Origin of the sequence: Lelliottia sp. AC1, assembly GCF_023278595.1 — a bacterium.
GTDB classification, from domain to species: Bacteria; Pseudomonadota; Gammaproteobacteria; order Enterobacterales; family Enterobacteriaceae; genus Enterobacter; species Enterobacter nimipressuralis.
Genome location: NZ_CP025699.1, coordinates 1,589,937 through 1,615,911, shown reverse-complemented (window position 1 = coordinate 1,615,911; position 25,975 = coordinate 1,589,937). Strand labels below are relative to the sequence as shown.

The following is a 25,975-nucleotide window of genomic DNA, read 5'->3' as shown; positions in this document are numbered from 1 at the left end:
AATCGCTAAACAAGGTATACTCCAGCGGTTTCAATAGTTGTTTATTGTACTAAACGCTCCCGTGAGAGGATGCTACTGCGCACCTATGACTCAATTCGCTTCCCCTGTTCTGCATACACTGCTGGATACCGATGCGTATAAACTGCATATGCAGCAAGCCGTTTTTCACCATTACTATGATGTAGAGGTAGCGGCTGAATTTCGCTGCCGCGGTGATGACCTGCTCGGTATTTACGCTGATACCATCCGTGAACAGGTCGATGCCATGCAGCATCTGACTCTTCAGGACGACGAATACCAGTGGCTCTCTGGTCTCCCCTTTTTCAAAGCCGACTATCTCAACTGGCTGCGCGATTTTCGCTACAACCCTGAACAGGTTACCGTCACCAACAATAATGGCAGGCTGCACATTCGCCTCGCCGGCCCGTGGCGTGAAGTGATCATGTGGGAAGTGCCGCTGCTGGCGGTGATTAGCGAGATTGTGCACCGCTACCGTTCTCCCGAAGCGAGCGTTGAACAGGCGCTGGCGATGCTGGAAAGCAAGCTGGTTGATTTCCACCAGATGACAGAATCGATTGATATGTCCCGTTTCCGACTGATGGATTTCGGCACGCGCCGTCGTTTCTCCCGCGAAGTGCAGCAGGCGATTGTGGAACGTCTGCAGCAAGAGCCGTGGTTTGTCGGGACCAGCAACTATGATTTGGCGCGTCGCCGTAATCTGACGCCGATGGGTACACAGGCTCACGAGTGGTTCCAGGCGCATCAGCAGATAAGCCCCGATCTTGCCACCAGCCAGCGCGCGGCGCTCGCCGCATGGCTCGAAGAGTATCCAGATCAGCTGGGTATTGCCCTCACCGACTGTATTACCATGGATGCATTCCTGCGCGATTTCGGCCCGGAATTTGCCAATCGCTATCAGGGTCTGCGCCATGACTCCGGGGATCCGGTTGAATGGGGTGAGAAAGCAATCGCCCATTATCAGAAGCTCGGCATCGATCCGCTCACCAAAGTGCTGGTCTTTTCCGACAATCTGGATCTGACAAAAGCGGTCGATCTTTACCGCCAGTTCTCCTCCAGGGTTAACCTCAGCTTTGGCATCGGTACCCGCCTGACGTGCGATATCCCGCAGGTAAAACCGCTGAATATCGTCATCAAACTGGTGGAATGTAACGGCAAGCCGGTCGCCAAGCTTTCTGACAGCCCGGGTAAAACCATCTGCCACGATAAAGCCTTCGTGCGCGCACTGCGTAAAGCCTTCGATCTGCCACAGATTAAGAAAGCCAGTTAATCCTCTTCAGGGGGGCTTATCGGCCCCCCGTCCAAATTTTTACTAATTTCTCTCTTTTCTCTGCGAAATCTGCTTGTCTGATGGCGGATGCCAGGTAACATAGATATCCCCCTATAAGGGTGAACAAGTGTCTATTTTTTCCGACTATTAACAGAGAGAATATTATGAGCGTTGTGCCTGTAGCCGACGTACTCCAGGGCCGCGTCGCCGTTGACCAAGAAGTCACCGTGCGCGGATGGGTGCGTACTCGCCGAGATTCTAAAGCTGGCATCTCCTTCCTTGCCGTCTATGACGGTTCCTGCTTTGATCCTGTACAGGCCGTTATTAATAATTCTCTGCCCAATTACAATGACGAAGTTCTGCGCCTGACCACCGGCTGTTCCGTTATCGTGACGGGTGTCGTGGTTGCGTCTCCAGGCCAGGGTCAGAGCTTCGAAATCCAGGCGACGTCTGTTGAAGTGACCGGCTGGGTTGAAGATCCAGACACCTATCCAATGGCGGCAAAACGCCACAGCATCGAATATCTGCGTGAAGTGGCTCACCTGCGCCCGCGTACCAACATGATTGGTGCCGTCGCACGCGTTCGTCACACGCTGGCGCAAGCGCTGCACCGCTTCTTCGACGAGCAGGGTTACTTCTGGGTCTCCACGCCGCTGATCACCGCGTCCGATACCGAAGGTGCGGGCGAAATGTTCCGCGTTTCTACGCTGGATCTGGAAAATCTGCCGCGCACACCAGAAGGCAAAGTGGATTTCGACCAGGACTTCTTCGGTAAAGAGGCGTTCCTGACCGTATCCGGCCAGCTTAACGGCGAAACCTACGCCTGCGCCCTGTCAAAAATCTACACCTTCGGCCCAACCTTCCGTGCTGAAAACTCCAACACCAGCCGCCACCTGGCGGAGTTCTGGATGCTGGAGCCGGAAGTGGCGTTTGCCGATCTGAATGACGCGGCCGCCCTGGCAGAAGCGATGCTGAAGTATGTCTTCAAAGCGGTTCTGGAAGAGCGCGCAGACGACATGAAATTCTTCGCCGAGCGTGTCGACAGCGATGCGGTTGCCCGTCTGGAGCGTTTCGTCTCTGCGGACTTCGCGCAGGTCGATTACACCGACGCGGTAGCGATCCTGGAAAAATGCGGTGAGAAATTCGAGAACCCGGTTTACTGGGGCGTGGATTTATCTTCTGAACACGAACGCTACCTGGCTGAGAAACACTTCAAAGCACCGGTGGTCGTGAAAAACTATCCGAAAGACATTAAGGCCTTCTACATGCGCCTTAATGAAGACGGTAAGACCGTTGCGGCGATGGATGTGCTGGCGCCGGGCATCGGTGAAATCATCGGTGGCTCTCAGCGTGAAGAGCGTCTGGACGTACTGGACGCGCGTATGGAAGAGATGGGCCTTAATCCAGCGGATTACAGCTGGTATCGCGACCTGCGCCGTTACGGTACCGTGCCACACTCAGGCTTCGGTCTGGGCTTTGAACGTCTGATTGCATACGTCACCGGCGTTCAGAACGTGCGTGACGTGATTCCATTCCCACGTACTCCGCGTAACGCCAGTTTCTAATCCTCATCATTAATAACGGCCAGCAACTGCTGGCCGTTATTTTATTCTGTACTGTCAGTTTATGTCAGTTGAAAGTCAGTATCTTCAAAGTGCAACCCCGCCAAATATTCCACCTGTTACGTTTTATTTCCATGAAATATCTACGAACAAAAAATAAACCCCATTCTTATTGCGCCTTATTACCTTTGCGTGCTTTAGCACAAAAAATACCCACTTACACAGCCCTCTGGATGGCTAATGTATACAATAAGAAAAAGTGGATTGTTTAACTTCTGTTGATACGAAAAGCCTTTATCAAAATTAAATATAAGCAATTCATATATATAGGAATGGGTTAGTGTTTTTATTCAGCAATCAGTTCCGAAATTTGAGGTGCTTCACAAAGTTCCGAATAATACACATTTAGTTACACATAATTTCTTTTTGTTACTCAATCTTTATCTTTGTAGCACTTTCAGGCTAGCGAAACGGTTATATGAATGGAAAGATGCCTGTCAGATACATAAAGACACCAAACTCTCATCAATAGTTCCGGAAATATTTATTGACAGAATTTATTGTGGGCAGTGGCGAGTGTCATAAAAAAACCAATGAGGGTAATAAATAATGATGAAGCGCAATATCCTGGCAGTGGTTATCCCTGCCCTGCTGGTAGCCGGTGCAGCAAACGCTGCAGAAATCTATAACAAAAGCGGCAACAAGCTCGACTTCTACGGTAAAGTTAACGCCGAACACGATTTCGTGACTTCCGGTGATGACACCAACAACAACGACGCAACTTATGCGCAGATCGGTTTCAAAGGCGAAACTCAGATCAACGAGCAACTGACCGGTTACGGCCAGTGGGAATACCGCTTTACCGCTAACCAGGCTGAAGGTGGTAATCAGACTAACAAAAACCGTCTGGCATTCGCTGGTCTGAAAGCAGGCGACGCTGGTAGCATCGACTACGGTCGTAACTACGGTATCGTTTACGACGTTGAATCCTACACCGATATGGCTCCATCCTTCTCCGGTATGACTTGGGGTGGCAACTATGTTGACAACTTCATGACCAGCCGTAGCACCGGCCTGCTGACTTACCGTAACAGCGATTTCTTCGGTCTGGTAGATGGTCTGAGCATGGGCGTTCAGTATCAGGGTAAAAACGACCGTAGTGACGTTAAAACCTCTAACGGTGACGGCGTAGGTTACTCTCTGGGCTATGACTTCGGCGAAGGCTTTGGTGCAATTGCATCTTACAGCAACGCGAACCGTACTCTGGATCAGAAAGCTGATGGTAAAGGTGATAAAGCCGAAGCATGGGGTGTGGGTCTGAAATATGACGCTAACAACCTGTACCTGGCAACTACCTATGCTGAAACCCGCAACACCACCCGTACTGACGGACCTAACGGTGACGGCGGTTTCGCAAACAAAACTCAGAACTTTGAAGTTGTTGCTCAGTACCAGTTCGACTTCGGCCTGCGCCCTGCAATCTCCTACGTTCAGACCAAAGGTAAAAACCTGTCACCAGTCGGTACTTTCTCTGGCGGCGATGCAGATCTGGCGAAATTCATCCAGGTTGGCGGAACTTACTACTTCAACAAAAACTTCAACGTGTGGGCTGACTACTACATCAACCTGCTGGACAAAGACACTGCATACGCTGAATCCGTCGGCGGTATCAACGGCAACGACGATATGGCAGCTGTTGGTGTGACTTACCAGTTCTAATAAGCAGCCCTCTCTGCTAAATGCCTTAAAAACAGGACTTCGGTCCTGTTTTTTTTATGGCTGAAAGCAAAAAGTAGCGACTTTTGAAAAGGCGCACGCTTTTCGTCGCAAACGGTTGGCATTTTGTAAATCTACCGTTAACCTGATAGCGGATTTCACTTCTGTAATCACAATGGAACCTCGTCATGTTTGAGAACATTACCGCCGCCCCTGCCGACCCTATTCTGGGCCTGGCCGATCTGTTTCGTGCCGATGACCGCCCTGGAAAAATCAACCTGGGTATTGGTGTCTATAAAGATGAAACCGGCAAGACTCCGGTCCTGACCAGCGTTAAAAAAGCTGAGCAGTATCTGCTGGAAAACGAAAACACCAAAAACTACCTCGGTATCGACGGTATCCCGGAATTTGGTCGCTGCACTCAGGAGCTGCTGTTTGGAAAAGGCAGCACGATCGTTAGCGATAAGCGTGCCCGCACAGCCCAGACCCCAGGCGGTACCGGCGCATTACGCGTCGCGGCGGATTTCCTCGCGAAAAACACCGCTGTGAAGCGCGTTTGGGTGAGCAACCCAAGCTGGCCGAACCACAAGAGCGTGTTTAACTCTGCGGGGCTGGAAGTGCGTGAATATGCTTATTATGACGCGGCAAACCATACGCTCGACTTTGACGGCCTGCTCTCCAGCCTGAACGAAGCACAGGCGGGTGACGTGGTGCTGTTCCATGGCTGCTGCCACAACCCAACCGGTATCGATCCGACGCTGGAACAGTGGGAACAGCTGGCAAAACTGTCAGTAGAAAAGGGCTGGCTGCCGCTCTTCGACTTCGCCTACCAGGGCTTTGCTCGCGGTCTGGAAGAAGATGCAGAGGGCCTGCGCGCCTTTGCTGCTGTTCATCATGAACTTATCGTCGCCAGCTCCTATTCCAAGAACTTTGGTCTGTACAATGAGCGTGTTGGCGCCTGTACGCTGGTGGCGGCCGATGAGCAAACCGTTGATCGTGCGTTCAGCCAGATGAAATCGGTGATTCGTGCTAACTACTCCAACCCACCGGCACACGGTGCATCTGTCGTAGCGACCATCCTCAGCAATGACGCCCTGCGCGCCATCTGGGAACAAGAGCTGAACGACATGCGTCAACGCATCCAGCGCATGCGTCTGCTGTTTGTGAACACGCTGGCAGAAAAAGGGGCGGATCGTGACTTCAGCTTCATCATCAAACAGAACGGGATGTTCTCGTTTAGCGGCCTGACCAAAGAACAGGTTCTGCGTCTGCGCGAAGAGTTTGGTGTGTATGCTGTCGCTTCTGGACGTGTGAACGTCGCGGGAATGACGCCAGACAACATGGCACCGCTGTGCGAAGCGATTGTCGCTGTACTGTAAAATTAGTACACAGTACGCACAAAAAAGCCTGCTTATAGCAGGCTTTTTTAATGGAGTTTACCAGACAGGCATTTCATCCTGCAGGAACGGGTTGTGCACCCGCTCATATCCTAGCGTCGACAGTGGGCCATGGCCGGGAATAAACGTCACATCATCACCTAACGGCAATAACTTCTGTTTAATCGACTGGATCAACTGACCGTGATCGCCGCGCGGGAAGTCGCTGCGTCCTACGCCGCCTTTGAAAATCACGTCACCCGAGACGAGCAAACGCGATTGATCGTCAAAGAAGACGATGTGCCCCGGGGTATGGCCCGGGCAATGCAACACCTGTAGCGTCACGTTTCCGACGTTAACGCTCTCGCCTTCATTCAGCCAGCGATCGGGCGTCAGAGGCTGACACTCATCAAGACCAAACATACGGCTTTGGGCAGGCAAGCCCTGCAGCCAGAACTCATCTTCTTTTTCCGGTCCAATGACTGGCACACCGTAATGTTGTGCCAGCTCTGCCGCAGCCCCCACATGGTCGAGGTGACCATGGGTCAGCAAAATCTGCATCAGCGTCACGCCGGACGCGTCGACTTCCTGCTTGATCTTCTCAGCATCTCCGCCGGGATCGACAAGCGCGGCCAGTTTGGTTTGTTCACACCAGATTAATGAACAGTTCTGGGCGAACGCAGTCACCGGAATAATACGATAGTTCATACTGCTCCTTCATTATTACCAGTGCCGTGTTGGCCCGGTATCAATATGCACAAAGTTGCTACGTGGATAATATCCTACACCACCTGCGCGCATAGATAACGCAGCTTTGCGAATATTGGCTAATGAAACGCCTTCGATATGAAAGTCCATCGCCTGTCCTTTAGTGTGATAGCTTTTTTTGGCTACCCCACGGCTATGGGCGCGCAGTTCGTTATTGGTATCAATAGAGCGATAACCGGAAACGAGTTGCACCGGCTTGCGGGTTCCGAGCAGGCCCTGGAGGCGGAAAAGCTGATCAAATAATCCTGGGTCGATGGCTTTTATTTTATTCGCGCGGTAATCACGGAAAAAATGGTTGAGTCTTGCTAATTCATCCTGAATATAGCCTCTGCCATCGAAAAACTCCGCTTTTAACGTCTCACCAGTGTGAAGATTGTTGAGCGTTAAAATACGCGGACGTGGTGTCGAGAGGGTGGCAAATGCTGGCGTCGGTAAGATGGCCGCTGCGCCCAGCGCAACACCACCTAACGCCAGCAGCTTGCGGCGATTAGCGTCAAATTTGTCCATGATAATCAGGTCTACAGGTCAATGTTATCGTAAATATGCTTAGCGCACGAAGGGCACCATAACCGCCAGAACAGCCAACGTCAAGGCACCCAACCCCAGTAGATACGGGGCTTACAGCGATATAGCCCCTTCTCTACCATAACTTACGACAATCATTTTTCCCGAACTACTTCATTTACCTGATTAATTGTTCGGCTTTTGGCAAAATTTGTGCGCCAGATCGCGCGGTGAGATCGTAATTGTAAATATCTGTACGATATTGGGTACGCCCATCAGCACCAACAAACGCCGTCAGATAGTAAAGATTGACCGGAATGTTTTGTCGAATATTCACGTAGCGCGTATTCCCTTCTTTCAGCGCATCGGATATCCGCGTGTTGTTCCAGCCTGCGTCACCCAACAGCATATTCGCCAGTTCGGAGGCTTTATTGACGCGAACACAGCCAGAACTCAGCGCGCGCGTATCTTTCTGGAACAGGTTGTGGTTGGGCGTGTCGTGCAGATAGATTGCATCGGAACTTGGCATATTAAATTTATAGCGGCCAAGCGAGTTACGCTCACCCGGAGCCTGCTGGAAGCGGAAAGGCAGGTTTGACGCCGTAATCGTCGACCAGTCGACCTGATACGGGTCAATCGCCTGATTGCTGTTCCAGCCACGCATCACCGTATAACCGTGGCGTTCGAGATAACCCGGGTCATTCCACAACTTCGGCAGAATATCTTTGCGCGCAAGCGTCGGCGGGACGTTCCACGGCGGATTCACCACCACGTTGTTCAGCGCGCTGCTCATCATCGGCGTTTTACGATCCGGTCGTCCGACAATGACTCTGGAGGCCAGCACTTCGCTGCCATTCTGGTAATAAACCAGCGAATAGGCCGGTATGTTCACCATAATTCCGGTAGAAAGGGTTCCTGGAAGCAGGCGTAAACGCTGAATATTCAGGGCCAGCACGCCTGCGCGCTGCGCCGGTGATACGTTCAGCCAGTCGCGCGTTGACTGTCCAATGACCCCGTCAGCCCCCAGGCCCTGAGCCGTCTGGAACGCTTTTACTGCAGCAACCAGTTCGCGGTCATAGGCAGCAGGCTTATCGGCCGGAACGGCAGATTTTTTCTTCTGTACAGGCGCTGATGGGCTGACCACCACGCTTTGCGGATCATCCCCCGGCAGCGCAATTTTCGGCCCTGCATCGGCCTCTCCAGAGCGGCGAAGAATTTCGCGCAGCGCAGGAACATCACTGCTCCACTGTCCTGGACGCAGCGTAGTGGTGCCACGCAGCTGCGGCCATGGGCGTGTATCCGCCACCAGTTGCAGCAACGATTGATGCATGGTGGCATATTGCGGATGGGCCGGTGCCAGACTGGCGATAAAGCGCACAAGCGTGCCCTTATCCAGCGACACTTGCCACTGGTTGATCACAGAGAGTGCGGGTGTCGCCAGCTTGTAAGGTTTTTCGCTGTACAGCCAGCGATTGCCATTGACCGGAATACCCGCCACAAACTGCAGATAGCCCATCATGGCATCGGAAAGAACCACGTCGCGCGCCATCCCCGTCACCGTCGGGTCAGTCAAAAGCTCAACCCACGCGGTAAACTGCGGCTGGAAACCGGCGATAGCTACTTCTGCCAGTTGCTGCTGGAAAGCGCGCACCGCATCGCGATCGTCCCACATCGGTTTCATCTCGCGCGCGGCATAGAGTAAGGTCAACTGATTAAGATAGGCGGGCGCGTAGCCGGACGGCAGTCCGGATTGCAGCTGCTGGCGCACGGCTTGCGTATCCACATCCGCAGGCAGCGTTTTGATACCTGCCATAATGGCGGTCGCGGAAGATTGTTCCAGTGGTTGCAGCAGCGAAGTGGGCTGTGCGCCCATCGTCGCCGAACTGTCGACAGGAACCACTTCAGGCTCATCAGCCTGGGCATTAAACAGTGGAGCGAATATTAACGTCAGGCACACACTGAGTGCGGACAGCTGACGACCATGAATTTTCTTTAGCAACATCCCTTGCCCCCTGTTTGCTTTACGACCTGCCCACAACACCGGGGCTTTTCTTCAGTATAGAAAGGCATAGACGCTACTGCCTTGCCTTATGTAAAGAAGTTTAAAGATAACGCAGCCCTGAGCGCAAGTTAAGCAAATAAAAAGGGCAGCACCTGTGTGCCGCCCTTTTTATCAAAACGCGTTAAGACGCGTCAGCCGTACCCGGTAACGACTCCGGCGGCTGCGGCGCGAAACCGCGCAGCCCCACGACGTGAACATGTTCGGTATTATTAAACACTTTACGCACCAGTTTGTACGTGGTGCCTTTTTCCGGACTGATGTTCTCAGGTGCCGCGATAATCAGCTGCATATCCAGACGGTCGCACAGCTCGAACAGCGTTGCGATTGAACGGGCATCCAGACGCGCGGCCTCATCGAGGAACAGCAGGCGACACGGCGAGATATCCTTGCCACGCAGGCGGCGCGCTTCATCTTCCCAGCTCTGCACGACCATCACCAGAATCGACATCCCGGTACCGATCGCCTCCCCGGTAGAGAGTGCGCCGGATTCTGCACGCAGCCAGCCGTCAGAACCACGGTTAACCTCAACTTCCATTTCCAGATAGTTACGGTAATCCAGCAGCTCTTCACCAATGGTTTGCGGAGTACGCTGGCCCATATCAATCTGCGGATTCAGGCGCTGATACAGTTTCGCCAGCGCTTCGGAGAAGCTGAGACGGTTGCTGTTAAACAGATCCTGATGCTGCTCGTGCTGCTCAGAGAGCACATCCAGCAGCGTGGCGTGCGCTTCACGGACGTTAACGTTCAGACGAACGCTGTTCACCTGGCCGAACGACACACTCTGCAGACCCTGGTTGAGCATCCGGATACGGTTCTGCTCGCGCTGAATCGTTTTGCGAATAATGTTCGCCACGCTGCGAGAGCTGATGGCCAGCTTCTGTTCGCGGGAGGTCAGCTCTTCTGTCAGGCGACCCAGTTCGATCTCCATCTGTTCGATCGCTTCGACCGGATCGTCCGTGCGAATGATGTCCTGGCGAATACGTTCACGCAGGTGCTGATAAACCGCCACGAAGAACTGAATTTTGCGCTCAGGACGTTTTGGATCTTCAGACATACGCAGCACATCGCGCAGATGTTCGTTGTCCGCCACCGCAAGACGTAGAGCACCCAACGCTTTATCCGACATCGAACGCAGCTCATCGCCAGAGAGATAGGCCAGCTCGCGACGGTGCAGACGACGCTCGACGCCATTGTCTTTCACCATGCGCATCACCGCACACCAGCCCGCCTTGGCGGTCACGACCTGCTCGCGCATCTCGTGGTAATCACGTTCAAGCTTACGCAGGCGACGGGTCAGGTTATCCATCTCCGCTTCGCACAGTGTCAGGGCTTTTTCCAGCTGGTGACGGCGTGAACGGTTATTGCTCAGCTGGCTGTGCAACTCATCGCGGCGAATGCGCGCGCGCTCTTCCGCCCCGCTGTCCGCGCGAACGCCGATATCCTGCAACTCTTTATGCAGATCGGTGAGCAGCTCTTTCTTGGTGTCGAAGGAGCTTTTCAGCGATGCCAGCACCTGATTGTACTGACTCAGCTGTGCGGCGTGACTGCGCAGCGCATCACGGCTGCGGCTACGTTCTGCTTCTGCCTGCTCCAGACGCTGGCGCAGTTTTTCGTTCAAATCACTGTTGCCACTCAGCATTTCTGCCGAGTCGCTATAACCAAAGTACGCGCGACGCTGCACCACTTCGGTCAGTGCGAACGCCTGCTGGCGCGCATCACGCTGCACCTGCTGGGAGTACGCATAATCTTCTTTCAGCTGTTCATACTGTTCTGGATCGCTTTGCAGAACCGACAGCACAGGCTCCAGTTTCGCGAGCTGATTGCCGTGCTGCTGGACGAAGCGCGCGGCTTCCTGAGCTTCATCCAGGCGTTCCTGAATTTCATCCACGCGATCGGCGAGGGTATCGTCACCCAGCAGATTCAGACGCGGCAGGATACGGTTCAGGGCGGCAACGCCCTCTTTCGCCTGTTCAAACTGTAAGCGGCTCTGCTGATTATCATTTTCATGATTGCTCAGGGCGCGCTCAAGTTCGCCGCGACGGGTATTGAGTTTACGGATCTCGGCTTCTGGATCCGGCTCAAAGGCAACCGCAACGTGGCTGCCAATAAAGCGGCTGAAGGCCTGGTGCAAACGCTGGGTTTTCTGCACGTCAAACGACAGGGTCGCAAAGCGTTCAGACAGGGTTTCACGTTCGGCATGCAGGTTTTCGATGCGGTTTTCACGCGCGGCGCGGCCAAAGATCGGCAGCGTCGGGAAGCGAGAATAACGCCACTGGCGATCGGCAACTTTCACGACCACCGCTTTTTCCAACTCATCGACGCTGAACACGCTATCATCGAAGGACTGCGGATCCCCTTCGATCAAATAGAGATCTTCCGGACACTCTTCCAGCCCTTCCAGCTGATCGGCAATCAGCGATAAATCCGGCACGACGATCGCATGACGGGACGGGCCATACAGCGCAGAGTAATACGGCGCATCTTCAAGGCTGACGTCGTCGTAAATTTCGGACAGCAGCACGCCACCAAAACGTTCCGCCAGCGCATTAAGACGCGAATCTTCCGCGCCGCCTGGCTGACTTAAGCGTTCAATCTCTTCATCGACGGCATTTTTACGCGCGCCGATTTCGTCACGCTCAACAATGGCTTCGCGCTCGCGCTCAAGCAGCTGTTGCAGGTATTCGGTTACTTCTGAGCTAGACTCGAACTCTTCACCACACTGCTCGCTCAGCTGGTTCAGGCTGCTTTGCGCGGCCAGCCAGACTGGCGCACGTCGCAGCAGCGTCTGGGTGCGCGACTGTAGCTGTTCCAGCTCCTGGCGCAGAACCATGCGCTGCTCGCTGGCGCTGGAGACGCTATCAGACAGAGACGCGATACGCGCTTCCAGCTCCTGATGCAGCGTTTCCAGATCGTCGATATCGACATGCTTACCCTGGCGCTTGCAGAATTCGGCCAGCAGGCGTTCCGCCTCTTGCTGTTCACGCAGACGCTGTTCAAGCTCGTTCAGACGCATACGCAGCGGCTGAACCTGCTCCGCCAGATGGCGCTGATTGACGCCATCGCGCAGCAAGTCGCGCGCCACTTCCCAGGCATCACTGCGCGCCAGCGGGCCGTTGATCGCCGCAACCAGCTGATATGCCTGTTCGAACTGACTGTGCGCGGCCTGCGCCACGCTCATTTTCTGATCGAGGGAGAGCAATTTCTCCGTCGCTTCCTGTTCTTTTGCCTGGAAGGTCTCCAGCCACTCGTCGGCACTATCCGGCGTTAAATCCGGGAGGTGGCACAGCTCTTTCGCACGTTGCAGCGCCTGTAATGCCTGGGTGTACTGGATGGCACGGGTTTGCTGAACATCGAGAGCCTGCTGGTAGTCGGCCAGCTGGTTTTTCAGCTCATCCACTTCCAGCTCGGCGGCCTCGGCGCGCGCCTCTTTCTCTTCCTGCATATCGGCGGCTTCTGCCACCACTTCGTTTTGCTCTTCGAGACGGATCTGCAGCTCATCGAGATCGGCTTCGTAGCGCTCGATTTTCTCCTGCTGACGCAGGGCAGTTTGCACCAGATTCAGATGATCGCTGGCCGCCTGATAATCGGCTTCCAGATCGCCTTCGGCACCGTTGTGTTCGCCCAGCTCGCGGGCCATCTCAACGTGTTTGTACTGCTCGGCCACCAGCTGCTTACGGGAGGTAAACAGCTCGCGGCGGTACTCCAGCGCTTTATCCAGATGAATGCGACGCTCGTTGGCGTGACGCATGTAGTCCGCCGCCACGTAGTTGGTCGCTTCGCTGATCAGATGTTTAAACAGATCGCGGTCAGACTGGGTGACGCGAATCGCTTCCAGCGTCATGCGGTTTTCACGCAGCGCCGCTTCCATATCCTGGAAGGCTTTGCGCACGCCGCTGTTTTCCGGCAACAGGTAGTCGCGCAGGGAGCGGGTGATGGCGCTGGAAATCCCGCCGTACAGGGAGGCTTCAATCAGGCGATAGTATTTGCTGCGGTCCGACGCGGTGCGCAGACGACGCGCGACAACGCCCAGATCGAACATCAGCGAGTGATAATCAGTGATCGAGTTGAACTGTTTAAACTGGACGCCTTCAATCGCTTCGAGCTTTTCTTTCAGTTCATTCAGCGGCAGCACGCGCGCCTGACGATCGTTAAGGGTTTCCGTCAGCAGTGACGTCGGTTGAACCGACGTTGGCAGCCCCTGGATGGCGAAAGGTTTGATATCGACTTTACGGTCGCGGCCCGCAATTTGTTGCAGGCGCACACCGACCACCACACGCTGGTGGCGGGAGTTGATCACATCCAGCACCGAATAACAGACGCCCGCCTTCAGCTTACCGTGCAGACCTTTATCGCGAGACCCGCTCGTCGCACCCGCTTCGGTGGTGTTACGGAAGTGAAGCAGCGTCAAATCAGGGATCAGCGCCGTGACGAACGCCGCCATGGTGGTGGATTTACCCGCCCCGTTACCGCCGGAGAGCGTGGTGACCAGCTCATCCAGATCGAAGGTTCGGGCAAAGAAACCGTTCCAGTTAACCAGCGTTAGCGAACGAAATTTACCGCGTTCAATCATTACTCTTCCTCCCCGCTATCCGGCTGACTCTCTTCATTCTCATCATTGAGCTGCAAATTATTTTCGATTGGCATGGCTTCACCGTCGCGGATCATGCGCAGCTGCGCTTCACGCGGGTCGTCGCCAGTGCGCACATCAGCGCCAAAGCGGAACACGGATTCGGTAATGCGGAATTTGCTGCTGTCGTGGCCCATAAACCAGACCATCCCCAGACGGCGCAGGCGGTTCAGGGAAGACCGCACTTTTTCCTGTAACTTCTGGCGGTCAAGATCCGACCCCGTGGAACGGTTGTTCACAAGCTTAAGCAGCTTGCCTTCGTCTGCGAGGCTCATCAGCTCGTCATACAGCTCTTGCTGAGTGAAGATGCCTTCGTTGGCCAGACGTTCCGGGCTGAGGTAGAGATAGCAAAGAATTTTGCCCACCATCATGTCCAGCTCAGACAGCACAGAGCGTGGGATCAGCGTCGTGGAGCGCGGGCGCAGGTAGAAAAAGCCTTCTGGCGCGCGGATCAACTCGACGTTGTAACGGGTATAAAACTCTTCCAGATACTCCTGGAAGTCCATCAGAAAAGCGTGATTATCCAGCTCGTCAAGACCAATGTGACGACCGGCACGCAGCTGGCTGTCCAGCGCCGGAAATAACGGATTTGCCAGCGCCTGGGCCAGTTTAACTGGCATCACTTGTTCAATATTTGTCAATGACATGCGCCTGTACCTTGGCTCCGTAATCGTTAATCGGCTGCCACTTCGGCGGCAGTCCGGTGAAATCTGCTTGCGCGACGCCCAGGCGAACGGCCTGGTCGACGACGATGCGGGCGATATCAAAATGGCGCGCACGCGGGTATTGCACCAGATAGTCGCGCACCACGAGGCCGAGATCCAGCGGCACTTGTCTGGTTTTGTAGACGGCCAGCTGTTCTTCGATCATCGCGGCAAGTTGCTCACGAATTTCGTTGAATTCTTCAAACTCCAGATCCGGCGGCAGTTCGCCGGTGACCTCTTCGTCGCGCAGTGCCATCTCTTCGTCGCGCATATCCAGCAGACGATCGGCGTTGGCGTAGGTCAGCGCCCATGGCGCATCGAAATAGCTTTGTACCGACTGACGCAGACGCTGGGCGAACACGCGGTTCTTGTCCATGTCGATGGCGGTACGGATGAATTTATGCACGTGGCGGTCATAGCCGATCCAGAGATCGATCGACTGCTGGCCCCAGCTAATAATACGATCGAGTTTGCTTTGCAGATCGAATACCAGGCGATCGACAAAATGCAGATCATCATGCGCCAGCGTCGCATCCTGGATGCGCAGCAGATTCGCCTGGAGTTTATCTCCTGCGGCTTCCAGCGTGTCCTGCAGTTCACGCAGGGTCCCGGACGTTTCAGACAACAGCAGTTCACAGCTTGAGATCGCCGCACGCCAGTCTTTATTCAGCAGCTGTGCGATATCGTCTTTCACCTGCTGCTGCTGCTCGTCCATCAGACGCTGGGTGAGATCGATACTGTCGAAAATTTCGGCCACCGAGTATTTCAGCGGCGCGTAGACATTTCGATGCCAGTGGAATTCATCCCCATTTTCGTCCGCAGCATCCGCCGCCCGTTTAAGCTCGCCCGCCACGATCGATAGCTGCATGGAGAGGCGCAGCGTGGAGAATTCGCGCTGACGGATGTAATAGTCCGTAATGCCGATGCCCAGCGGTGTCAGACGATAGATGGCGTTTCCTTCCGCCTGCTCGCTTGTAAAGCGGTTCAGCAGACGTTGACGCACCATCTCGTTGATCGCGTTGTTGGCACGCACGCTAATGGTTTCGCTGGTTTGCTCAAACGCATCACTGACATGGCGGAACGCGTCCACCAGTTCACCCTCGCTCATTTCTCCATCCAGGCGTTCGCCGTTAAGCGTAGCGACCGCCAGCAGGAAAGAGAGCCTGTCTACCGGCAGCGAGATGGAGAAATCGTTTTTCCTGGCCCAGGCAACCAGTTCGGGGACTGTCTGGGAAAATTCACTCATAAATTATCCTTGCTTCTGCGGCTTGCGCGCGATGACGTGAATATATCGCCCAAGACTGATAAAGGGTTCCTGACGGCAATACCGCGTTTCTATTTCTGTTAAAGCGTCAAGACAGTCATGCTGTTTTTGTTTATCGCGCAGATAATCATGAAAAACCCTGACGCCCGTTTTCCCGGTAATCTCCCACCCCATCTCTTCCAGCCAGCCATAGACCTGCTGCGGATCGCGTGGAAAATCCGGCGAAAGCGTGCGCCGTTTCTTTTTATACATGCCCTGTTGCACATAGCCGAAATTGCCCACCAGCACGTTACGCATCAGCAGGCCGTTAGCATTGTAGAACATCAGCGACAACGCGCCGCCGGGCGTGAGCACAGACCACAGAGTTTTTAACATTTCCTGAGGTTCGGCGACCCATTCCAGCACAGCATGAAACAATATCAGATCAACCTGAGTTTCCAAATGCTGCGCAATGTCCTGAGCGGCGCAATGTATAAAATGCATGTTGTCGCTCACACCTTTCTCTTCTGCCGCGCGTTTCGCACGCGCTACCATTTCAGCAGAAAGATCGCAAAGCGTGACGTGATGGCCGCGCTGCGCCATTAAAATGGCCGTCTGACCTTCACCGCCGCCCGCATCCAGTACCCGCAACTTTCGGTCACCAAAGGTGGCCAGCACGTTATCCAGATCCTGCCAGAGGATCGTCTGACGTAACTGCCCCTTGGTGGTGCCGTAAATGTTCCGCGAAAACTTTTCCGCGATGTCATCAAAATTGCGATCCCGCATTGGGAGAGTTCCATCCGCTAGCAGCAAAACCGCTATTTTGTCACACCCGCGCGGAGAATGAACCTCTCTGGTGTAATATCGCGTGTAATCACCTGCTGTATGGTTAAAAAAGGAACCAAAAAGGATGCTTTTTACCCTAAAGAAATACATTGGAGGGATGATGCTTCCCCTCCCTCTCCTGCTGATGTTCATTGCGCTCGGGCTGCTGCTGGTGTGGTTCACCCGTTTTCAGCGAAGTGGCAAAATCGTGATCACCACCGGCTGGCTGGCGCTACTGCTGTTAAGCCTGCAACCGGTTGCGGACAGGTTGTTGCGCCCCATCGAAAACACGTACCCGACGTGGCAGGGAAATCAGAAAGTGGAGTACATCGTGGTGTTGGGCGGCGGTTATACCTGGGACGATAAATGGGCGCCCAGTTCCAACCTGATTAACAACAGTTTGCCGCGCCTCAACGAAGGGATCCGCCTGTGGCTGAGCAATCCGGGATCGAAAATGATCTTTACGGGTGCCGCCGCTAAAACGAATCCAGTCAGCACCGCAGAAGCTGGGGCGCGGGTGGCAGAATCGCTCGGCGTGCCGCGCTCGGCGATTATTACCCTCGACAGCCCGAAAGATACGGAAGAAGAGGCCGCGGCCGTGAAACAGGCTATCGGCAATGCGCCTTTCCTGCTGGTGACGTCCGCCTCGCATCTGCCGCGAGCGATGATTTTCTTTGAACATGCAGGATTGCATCCCCTGCCCGCGCCGGCGAATCAGCTGGCGATCGACGCGCCGCTTAATCCCTGGGAGCGCGTGATCCCGTCGCCGGTCTGGCTGATGCACAGCGATCGCGTCGGGTATGAATCCCTCGGGCGACTCTGGCAATGGCTCAAAGGCTCGTCAGGCGAGCCAGGGCAAGAGTGATTTTGTAGCCATATCGAAGTTCGCGCGGTTAAAACGCCCGGTATTAACGAGCTGCGCGACTTCATCCCACAACAGATACAGCCAGCGGCGCCAGAGGAAAGATTCCGAGACTGGCGCTCGCTGCAGATAGTGCCACATTAAGCTCTCTGCCAGCGCGCTTTCGCCTAAGCGGAACAGTTCATATTCGCGCGGCGCCCACAGCATAATCCCCGGCCCTACCATCGCCAGAAGCTGATCGCTTCGGGCGTCTTTCAGCATGCTGCGAAGGGTAAAGTTGCCGTGAACCAGCACGCAGTTATCGTTAAAGCCCTCAAACATCGTCGGCAAACATTCGCGGGTGCGGAATAAAATACGCTTATCCTGCATGCTCAGGCCGGTATTGTTGAACTGGTTGAGGGTTCCCCAGAGCACTTCGACCCGCTGGCGATACCACAGTGGCCAAAGGTTTTCCTGGGTGCTGTCTACCGGCCCGACCAGCCCACGGCTGTCCTGTCGGTGCCAGGACAATAGCCCTTCGACAATCTGATCTTTGAGCTGCTCCCAACGATCCGGCGTTCTTGCGGGCGCTTCTACCGGAACACCGCGCAGGCGCTCAATCAGCAGCACATCCGGGCCGGGATGTTCTTCGTGGGTCATAACCCCATACACCGTCGGCATCCGCACCGTCCCGCTACGTGCCAGCATCGACATTTTCCAGGCCAGCTGCCTGGCGACGCCGGGGGAGGTAAAGCTTCTCGCCATTAACGGCATGGGATTTCCGTTACTGTCGTACAGCGACCACAGGGAAGTGTCCGCTTTCTCACTCACGCACTCCACCCGACTGAGTTTCTCACCCAGCAGATGGCTCAGCTCAGCACGCAACTGTTCCATATGAGATTACCCCCATCAAAACTACTGCTTTCATAATGAGCGTGTAGCTGACAGATGTCACCCTTATGAGATCAATTTGAACGTAGAAAAATGCGATAAAAACGAGGCGGTAGAACATCCCCCCAGAACGGGGGGATGCGGGAGATTTATTTCAGTTCCGCGCGTACGCGTTCGAGATCTTCCTGGGTATCGACGCCGGTTCCAGGCACTTCCTGTGCAACAGCCACATGGATTTTTTCGCCGTACCACAGCACGCGCAGCTGCTCGAGCATTTCGATGTGCTCCAGCGGGCTTGGTGCCCAGGTCACGTAGCGGCGAATAAAGCCCGCCCGGTAGCCGTAAATGCCCAAATGACGCAGGAAAGTATCGCCAATGGCCTCTTTGGACTGCGCAAAACGATCGCGATCCCACGGAATAGTCGCACGAGAGAAGTAGAGCGCGTAACCTTCCGCGTCCATTACCACTTTGACGGCATTGGGGTTAAACGCTTCTTCCGCGTGATGAATCGGCACGGCCAGTGTTGCCATTCCGACCTGGCGCTGCGCGAGATTTTCCGCGACCTGGCGGATAATCACCGCCGGGATCATCGGCTCGTCGCCCTGCACATTAACGATTACCGTGTCATCGCTAAAACCGCATTTTTCGACGACTTCGGCCAGCCTTTCGGTGCCCGACTGGTGATCCGCGCGCGTCATGCACACTTCGCCGCCCGCCGCTTCGACCGCACACGCAACCTCTTCATGATCCGTGGCCACAATCACGCGCTCGGCACCCGATTCACGCGCCCGCTCGAGAACGTGAACAATCATCGGCTTACCGTTAATATCGACCAGCGGTTTGCCCGGTAAACGAGTGGATGCGAATCGTGCCGGAATGATGACAACAAAACTCATGGTCTGCTCTCTTCTGCCGCCAGCGTACGGGCTTCGGTTTCCAGCAGGACAGGAATGCCGTCACGAAACGGGAAAGCCAGATTATCCAGTTTGCAAATCAGCTCTTGCTTATCCTGGCTGTAATACAGTTTGCCGTTGCACACCGGGCAGGCAATAATTTCAAGTAAACGGTGATCCATAGTTCCTCCGTATAGGTAATCGTTAAAGCTTACCACATTCCTTTTTCAGGCTATGTCTATTTCCCAGCCACTCCGACAGTCCTCAAATAACCCGTCCGGCAGTCGCCCCAGAGTGATTTGTCGGGCCTGCTGCCAGATGGCGAATTCGTTGAGCGCCAACGTGAGACCTTTTTCAAGCGTTGCACTGACTTTAACGCCCGCTTCCAGATACAACGCAATGACTTCCAGCACGCCTGTCTTGCGGTGCATTTTCGCGTCCATCCGCCCGACCAACCGCCCCTTATGCAGCAGCGGTAACACGAAATAGCCGAACTGGCGTTTCGGCGCGGGCGTGTAACATTCGAGGCGATAGGTAAAATCAAACAGCTGTTCTGCGCGTTTACGATCCCAGACCACCGGGTCGAACGGCGACAATACGGCGCTGTGCGTCGCGGTCAGCTTATCGGCCTGAGCCTGCGCCAAAAGTGGGAGGAGATCCGCATGGAGCCACATTTCCCCCAGCGTTTCCACCTCGACGCGCACGACGCGTTGGTTTTCCTGCCAACGTTCAAGCAGCGGTTTCAGCGCCGGCTGACGCAGACGATAGTAATCCGCCAGCCACTGTGGCCGAAAAATCCCCAGGCTACGGGCACTGTTTTCCAGCATGATCGCTTCGGCAGCGGTTTGGTCCAGCAGATCGCGTTCGTCGTCCCAGTGCGGCATCACCCGGTGGGTGAGATCGTACACGCGCTGAAAATTACGTCGCTCCACCACCATGACTTTTCCCGAGGTAAACAGCCCCTCAAGATGACGCTTATGCGGTTTCCACTCCCACCAGCCGCTCGTGCCTTTACGCGGATGTTCGAAATCGGCAGAACGCACCGGGCCGTTGTCCTGAATATGCGCAATCAGCTGGTCGATTTCGTCGGCATTTTCATGCATCCATTCCTTCCGATACTTCCAGCCCATGTTCTCCGGCGAGAGCATCCGATGCCGCACCAGCCCGAAATCGGTACGCGGCAGAAAACAGGCTTCATGCGCCCAGTATTCCATCAGATCGCCCCGGCTTAGCGCATCATCCAGCCACTGAGCCGGATAATTCCCAAGGCGGCTAAAAAGCACCAAATAGGGACTGCGGGCAACAATATTAATGGTGTCGATTTGCAGCAGGGACATGCGCTGGATTGCAGAGAGAATATCGGCAGGCTGTGCGCGACGGCGGGGCTTTTTCAGTAGACCTTGCGCGGCAAGATGCAAATGTCGGGCGGCGCTAAGTGAGAGTTGCGGTAGTGACATGCGTTTTCCTGTAAGTCATCGCGCTACCAGAACCGCATTCGACTTAGCGCACCAGCGCTATCAGTTCCTGGAGCAGGCGTTCTGGCTGTTCGCCGCTGAGCTGTGCATCAACGGGCAGATACCACCAGTTGGCTTTGGCAAAGGCGCGGCATTTAACGGCGTCTTTTTCGGTCATGATCAGATTCTGCTGAGAAGTCGCCAGAGGTTCAACGCTCTCTAGCGTCAGCGCCTGATGGTCGGCGAGAGGAATTCGATTTTCAAGCTTTGCCCCGCCGCTTTCCAGGGTGGCGAAAAACCGCGGAGGATGACCGATACCGGCCATGGCGACCAGACAAGGTAACGCGGTTATGTCCCGCTGTTCACCGGTCAGCAGATTAACCGCCTGTCCGGGCTTTAAAGCCATGGGGATTTCGCCAGCCCGTGCTTCGCCGCCATTCACAATAACGGCATCGACGGAGCGCAGACGAGACGCACGTTCGCGCATTGGCCCGGCAGGTAACCACCAGCCGTTGCCGAAACGACGCTCACCGTCAATCACCACGATCTCTTTGTCTCTCGCCAGGGCGTAATGCTGTAAGCCGTCGTCGGTGATGATAATTTGCAGCGGATGTTCGGCCAGCAATGCCTGAACGGCTTCGCTGCGATTAGGAGAGACAGCGACAGGCGCTCCGGTACGCTGAAAGATCAATACCGGTTCGTCTCCGGCCTGCGCCGTGGTGGTCTGAGAGGTCAGGAGCAGTGGATACTGCTCGGCTTTTCCACCGTAACCCCGTGAGACCACGCCGACACGCACACCCCGTTTTGCCAGCTGTTCCACTAGCCAGATCACAACGGGCGTTTTACCGTTGCCTCCGGCGGTAAGATTTCCGACGACCACAACCGGCACCGGTGCTCGCCAGGATTTTTTCAGCCCCAGGCGATAGCACAAACGGATGATGCCGCTCACCAGGCCGTATAGCCAGGAGAGCGGCAACAGCAGTAGCCAGAGAGGTGATTCCCCGGACCAGATGCGTGCAATCATGCGCCAAACTGCATTTTATGAAGCTGAGCATAAACGCCGCGATGCTCGATGAGATCCGCATGACTTCCGCGTTCAACGATCAGACCGTCTTCCACAACCACGATTTCATCCGCCTGCTCGATAGTCGACAGACGGTGCGCAATCACCAGTGAGGTGCGGTTTTTCTGCAGTTCATCCAGCGCCGACTGAATGGCGCGTTCAGACTCGGTATCGAGTGCCGAAGTGGCTTCGTCGAGGATGAGAATCGGGCTGTCACGCAGCAGCGCACGGGCAATAGCAATACGCTGGCGCTGGCCACCGGAAAGCAGCACGCCGTTTTCGCCGATTACGGTATCAAGACCGTTATCCATCTTATTGATGAAGTCCATCGCGTAGGCCATACGCGCGGCGTTTTCGATGGCTTCACGGCTGTACTCTTCGGTACGGGCGTAAGCAATGTTGTTGGCGACCGTATCGTTGAACAGATGAACGTTCTGCGAGACGAGCGCGACCTGATTACGCAGCGACTGCAGGGTATATTCCCGCAGATCGTGACCATCGAGGAGAATTTCGCCCTCGTCGATGTCGTAGAAACGGGTCATCAGGCTGGCAATGGTCGATTTACCTGAACCAGAGCGACCCACCAGTGCAACCGTTTTACCGGCCGGAATGTTCAGGTTGATATTACGCAGCGCAGGCGTTTCGCGGCCTGGATAAGTAAAGGTCACATTACGGAATTCAACGTCACCGTTGGCGCGATCGATCACGCGTTTGCCTTCGTCTTTTTCCTGTTCCGTATCCAGAATGCTAAACAGCGTCTGGCAGGCGGCCATACCGCGCTGGAACTGGGCGTTGACGTTCGTCAGAGATTTCAGCGGACGCATCAGTGCAATCATCGACGAGAAGACCACGGTGATAGTACCTGCGGTTAAGGTCTCCATGACGCTTGGGAAGCTCGCGGCATACAGTACAAATGCCAGCGCCAGAGAGGCAATCAGCTGAATGATCGGATCGGAGATGGAAGAGGCCGAAACCATTTTCATCCCTTGCAGACGCATTTTGTTGCTGACCTTATCAAAGCGCTTGGTCTCAACATTCTGACCGCCAAAAATAAGCACTTCTTTGTGGCCTTTCAGCATCTGCTCTGCGCTGGTGGTCACCTGCCCCATGGTGTTCTGCATATTTTTACTGATATTGCGGAAACGCTTGGAGACGACGCGGATAGCGATCGAGACAATTGGCGCCAGCACGATGAGAATGATCGACAGCTGCCAGCTGTAGTAGAACATCATGATAAACAGGCCGATGATCGATGCGCCTTCACGCACTACGGTAATCAGTGCGCTTGACGATGACGACGCAACCTGCTCAGAATCGTAAGTGATGCGCGACAGCAAGGTCCCGGTGGACTGTTTGTCAAAGAAGGAGACCGGCATGCCCATCATATGGCTGAACAGTCGACGGCGCATGGTCATGACCACTTTTCCCGATACCCAGGAAATACAGTAGCTGGAGATATAGCTGGTGACGCCGCGTAAGATCATCAGTCCGATAACCACCAGAGGCATCCATAGCAACACTGAGCGATCCGTTTTACCAAAACCGTCGTCCAGTAACGGTTTGAGGAGCGATAGCATGAAGGTATCACTTGCTGCGTTGAGGATTAACGCGACACCCGCCACGATCAGACCTGTTTTAAAGGGTGCAATCATCGGCCAGAGTCGGCGGAAGGTCTGCCACGTGGAGAGATCTTTGTCGTTATGCATTCAAAAAACCAGCATTTGTTGAAATAGCCGCATATTCTACCCGTTATCGACGGGCGCGCCAAACCACTGATGATACCAACGAGGTAAAATTTGATCTCGTAAGCGTCGGATTTGCCAGCCATGTGGCGAAAAATGTACCGATATTTGCCCAGATTGGGGTGTATCGAGCCAAGAATAGCCCTCCTTTTTGTAGCGACGAACGACTTTTGCTGATGGAAAATGCCATGCGTTATAGCGTGCCGCAGAGGCCAAAGCGACCTTCCCTTCCACGCGCTGAATGAGCGTCAGTGATGACGAGGTATTACTCCCATGATGCGGCACCTGGATAAGTGTAGACGTTAGATATTGCCAACGATGACTTAACATCAACTGCTCGGCTTTCGCCTCAATATCGCCGGTGAGTAATACGCTGTGCTCACCGTCATCAATTTTCACTACGCACGAGCGGTTATTTCCCTGCACCTGATACCCTTTCGGCGGCCAGTGCGCCGTAAAGGTCAGGCCCTGCCACTGCCATTGCTCGCCACGAAAACAGGGCTGATGTCCGCCCCAGCCGAGTGGACTTCTTATCCATATTGACGGCCATGCTTTTTGCAGAGAGCGTAATCCGCCAATATGGTCCATGTGTTCATGACTGATAATCACCCCTTCAGGCGTCAGATGGTGCCAGCGCAGCCAGGGGATAATTTGCTGTTGTGCACTGTCGCCCCCCGGCCAGGCTAAGCCGGTATCATACAAAATCGCCCTTCCCTGTTGCTCAACTACCATGGCCAGTCCCTGGCCGATATCCAGCATATGCACCGTCCAGCCCTCGGTTTTCTGAGAGCGCCACAAGGGAAACGTCAGCAATACGCTGATTGCAAGACAGACTGCGGGGGCTGACCTCCAGGTACGTAAACGCCATGCCATCACGGCAATCCACGGAAGACAGGTGACGGCGAGCCAGCGCTCATCAATATCAATCCAGCCATCCGGTAATTTTTTTAGCAATCCAAAAAGCAGATCCAGCGATTTATCAGCCAGAAACCAGACCTTGATTTCCAATACCTTCAACGCACAAAGATGCAGCAACATTCCGGCCAGGATCAAGGGGACGGATATGAACGTGACCAGCGGTACGGCAAAGAGATTCGCGATTACAGAAGAAAGACTCATGCCATGAAAAATGCTGACCTGAAGCGGCAGTAGTAAAAACAGCATCCCAAGTTGCAGATGCAACAGTGCTGGCAGAGGTTTTAACCACCGCGGAAGTTGCCATTTTGGCAGGGGCAGCCACTGATACCAGAAAATAAGGGTCGCAACGGCAAAGGCGGAGAGTGCCAGGCTTTGTGAAAGTACGGCCAATGGATCGATAAACAGGATCGCCGCGACACAACATAACCAGACCTGCCACGGTGACCATTGCCGTCCACTCAGACGCAGCAATGCCAGCACGGTAAGAGAGACGACAGTCCGTAACGCTGGCGGCTGCATTCCTGTAAGCCAGGCATAAAACGCCGCGAAGTAGACTCCGGAGAGTAATGGTGTGCGCCAGTTAATCCAGTGGCATGGGAGTAAAAATTGAAGTCCACGAACGATGAGCCAGACAATCGAGGCTGCAAGCGCAATGTGCAGACCCGAAATCGCCATCAGGTGCAAAGTCCCGGTCTCACGCATCAATTTTTTCACGTCTTGTGAGACTGCCAGACGCTCCCCCATTCCCAACCCAAGAATGACAGAACCCCATGTATAGGGTGTCAGCGTTGAGGTAAGAGATGTGAGATAGCGGGAGCGCAGGCTGCACGTGGTATCAATCGCCTCGGCATGAGTGAAGCGACCGGTCAGAGGCTGATGCGAAGCAAGCGCATAACGCTGCGAATCAAAACCGCCTTCGTTAAGCTCACCATGCACCGCGCGAAGACGCAGCGTCACCGCCCAGCGTTGTCCTGCACAGACCGCCTGCGGCAAGTAATTTCCGTATAGCGTAACACCTGTCGTCGAAAACCAGGGCTTGCCGCCAAGGCTGACAATCCTGGCCTGATGGGTGGTGGCGCCATCTGTACCTGTGATGACGATTTCTGCCCGCTGTGGCCCGGCCGTCAGGTTTTGCATCGGCCATACGCACTCAAGCGCCGCCAAGACTCCCCAGGCAAAAAAAACCAGCCATAGCCCCGCATACCGCAGATAAACCAGACGTTGCAGTGCCAGTAAGATGCCAACTGCAATGCACACCCAGACGACTGGCAAACCGGGGAGCGAAGGCAGCCAAAGTAATGGCAAGATAGCTGAAATTAAACATGCACTGATGACCGGAATACCCACACATACCTCCCTGTTTAGGGACAGTTTGCTGTATGGAGTTGGGCGAGTCAGGCAAGAAAATACGCGATTGCAGCCATTGCCGAAGAGAATCTTTCAGGTTGCAGAAACAGCCATGCTGAGTTGCAGCGCTGCTTCAGATATTTAAAAATAG

The 25,975-nt window shown here is 54.6% G+C and carries 19 protein-coding genes; 5 read left to right on the top strand and 14 right to left on the bottom strand.

All coding sequences use genetic code 11. The annotated features are described in order from the left end of the window. Positions 1 to 85: 85 nt before the first annotated feature. From pncB to C0560_RS07450, 4 genes are all read left to right on the top strand, one after another. Positions 86 to 1,288 (top strand): nicotinate phosphoribosyltransferase, encoded by a 1,203-nt coding sequence (pncB, locus tag C0560_RS07465; RefSeq protein ID WP_248859921.1) that lies wholly within the window; start codon positions 86 to 88, stop codon positions 1,286 to 1,288. A gap of 164 nt (positions 1,289 to 1,452) precedes the next feature. Further along, the gene (asnS, locus tag C0560_RS07460; protein WP_100776978.1) at positions 1,453 to 2,853 is read left to right on the top strand and encodes an asparagine--tRNA ligase; all 1,401 of its coding nucleotides are present in this window, start codon (positions 1,453 to 1,455) and stop codon (positions 2,851 to 2,853) included. Positions 2,854 to 3,459: 606 nt separating this feature from the next. After that, on the top strand, positions 3,460 to 4,569 hold the full coding sequence (locus tag C0560_RS07455; RefSeq protein WP_123429149.1) for a porin: 1,110 nt from the start codon (positions 3,460 to 3,462) through the stop codon (positions 4,567 to 4,569). A 185-nt stretch (positions 4,570 to 4,754) separates the two neighbouring features. Continuing rightward, positions 4,755 to 5,945: an amino acid aminotransferase gene (locus C0560_RS07450; RefSeq protein ID WP_248859919.1), complete on the top strand. Its 1,191-nt coding sequence runs from the start codon at positions 4,755 to 4,757 to the stop codon at positions 5,943 to 5,945. Positions 5,946 to 6,002: 57 nt separating this feature from the next. On the opposite strand, the gene C0560_RS07445 is transcribed toward C0560_RS07450, so the two are convergent. The 7 genes from C0560_RS07445 to cmoM form a co-directional block, all read right to left on the bottom strand. Continuing rightward, positions 6,003 to 6,650 (bottom strand): MBL fold metallo-hydrolase, encoded by a 648-nt coding sequence (locus C0560_RS07445; protein WP_100776983.1) that lies wholly within the window; start codon positions 6,648 to 6,650, stop codon positions 6,003 to 6,005. Positions 6,651 to 6,665: 15 nt separating this feature from the next. Next, positions 6,666 to 7,217, bottom strand: a complete 552-nt coding sequence (locus C0560_RS07440) for a YcbK family protein (RefSeq protein WP_181827572.1) — start codon at positions 7,215 to 7,217, stop codon at positions 6,666 to 6,668. A gap of 175 nt (positions 7,218 to 7,392) precedes the next feature. Continuing rightward, positions 7,393 to 9,216 (bottom strand): L,D-transpeptidase, encoded by a 1,824-nt coding sequence (ldtD, locus tag C0560_RS07435; RefSeq protein WP_248859918.1) that lies wholly within the window; start codon positions 9,214 to 9,216, stop codon positions 7,393 to 7,395. Positions 9,217 to 9,397: 181 nt separating this feature from the next. Then, entirely contained in the window at positions 9,398 to 13,846 is a 4,449-nt protein-coding gene (gene mukB, locus C0560_RS07430; RefSeq protein ID WP_248859917.1) for a chromosome partition protein MukB, read from the bottom strand. Beyond that, a complete protein-coding gene (gene mukE / locus C0560_RS07425; protein ID WP_123429151.1) occupies positions 13,846 to 14,550 on the bottom strand; it encodes a chromosome partition protein MukE in 705 nt (234 codons plus the stop codon). Before mukE ends, mukB begins: the two co-directional genes overlap by 1 nt. Next, positions 14,531 to 15,853 (bottom strand): chromosome partition protein MukF, encoded by a 1,323-nt coding sequence (gene mukF / locus C0560_RS07420; RefSeq protein ID WP_100776988.1) that lies wholly within the window; start codon positions 15,851 to 15,853, stop codon positions 14,531 to 14,533. Before mukF ends, mukE begins: the two co-directional genes overlap by 20 nt. A gap of 3 nt (positions 15,854 to 15,856) precedes the next feature. After that, a complete protein-coding gene (gene cmoM / locus C0560_RS07415) occupies positions 15,857 to 16,636 on the bottom strand; it encodes a tRNA uridine 5-oxyacetic acid(34) methyltransferase CmoM (protein ID WP_102105759.1) in 780 nt (259 codons plus the stop codon). A gap of 124 nt (positions 16,637 to 16,760) precedes the next feature. On the opposite strand from cmoM, the gene elyC reads away from it, so the two are divergent. Beyond that, complete coding sequence (gene elyC / locus C0560_RS07410) at positions 16,761 to 17,540, top strand: envelope biogenesis factor ElyC (protein ID WP_181827569.1); 780 nt, start codon at positions 16,761 to 16,763, stop codon at positions 17,538 to 17,540. On the opposite strand, the gene C0560_RS07405 is transcribed toward elyC, so the two are convergent. The 7 genes from C0560_RS07405 to C0560_RS07375 all read right to left on the bottom strand — a co-directional run bounded on the left by C0560_RS07405 (position 17,517) and on the right by C0560_RS07375 (position 25,824). After that, positions 17,517 to 18,410 (bottom strand): YcbJ family phosphotransferase, encoded by an 894-nt coding sequence (locus C0560_RS07405; protein WP_100776991.1) that lies wholly within the window; start codon positions 18,408 to 18,410, stop codon positions 17,517 to 17,519. The two genes, elyC and C0560_RS07405, sit on opposite strands and share 24 nt — an antisense overlap. Positions 18,411 to 18,556: 146 nt before the next feature. Next, positions 18,557 to 19,303, bottom strand: coding sequence for a 3-deoxy-manno-octulosonate cytidylyltransferase (gene kdsB / locus C0560_RS07400; RefSeq protein ID WP_248859916.1), 747 nt, complete (start codon positions 19,301 to 19,303; stop codon positions 18,557 to 18,559). Then, positions 19,300 to 19,482 carry a protein YcaR gene (ycaR, locus tag C0560_RS07395; RefSeq protein WP_095281446.1) on the bottom strand — a complete coding sequence of 61 codons (183 nt, stop codon included), beginning with the start codon at positions 19,480 to 19,482 and terminating at the stop codon, positions 19,300 to 19,302. Before ycaR ends, kdsB begins: the two co-directional genes overlap by 4 nt. A 45-nt stretch (positions 19,483 to 19,527) precedes the next feature. Continuing rightward, the gene (locus tag C0560_RS07390; protein ID WP_248859915.1) at positions 19,528 to 20,757 is read right to left on the bottom strand and encodes a winged helix-turn-helix domain-containing protein; all 1,230 of its coding nucleotides are present in this window, start codon (positions 20,755 to 20,757) and stop codon (positions 19,528 to 19,530) included. Between the two features lie 43 nt (positions 20,758 to 20,800). Continuing rightward, positions 20,801 to 21,778, bottom strand: coding sequence for a tetraacyldisaccharide 4'-kinase (gene lpxK, locus C0560_RS07385; protein WP_248859914.1), 978 nt, complete (start codon positions 21,776 to 21,778; stop codon positions 20,801 to 20,803). Further along, complete coding sequence (gene msbA, locus C0560_RS07380) at positions 21,775 to 23,523, bottom strand: lipid A ABC transporter ATP-binding protein/permease MsbA (RefSeq protein ID WP_100776995.1); 1,749 nt, start codon at positions 23,521 to 23,523, stop codon at positions 21,775 to 21,777. Before msbA ends, lpxK begins: the two co-directional genes overlap by 4 nt. A 36-nt stretch (positions 23,524 to 23,559) precedes the next feature. Continuing rightward, positions 23,560 to 25,824, bottom strand: coding sequence for a ComEC family protein (locus C0560_RS07375; RefSeq protein ID WP_248859913.1), 2,265 nt, complete (start codon positions 25,822 to 25,824; stop codon positions 23,560 to 23,562). Between the last annotated feature and the right edge of the window lie 151 nt (positions 25,825 to 25,975).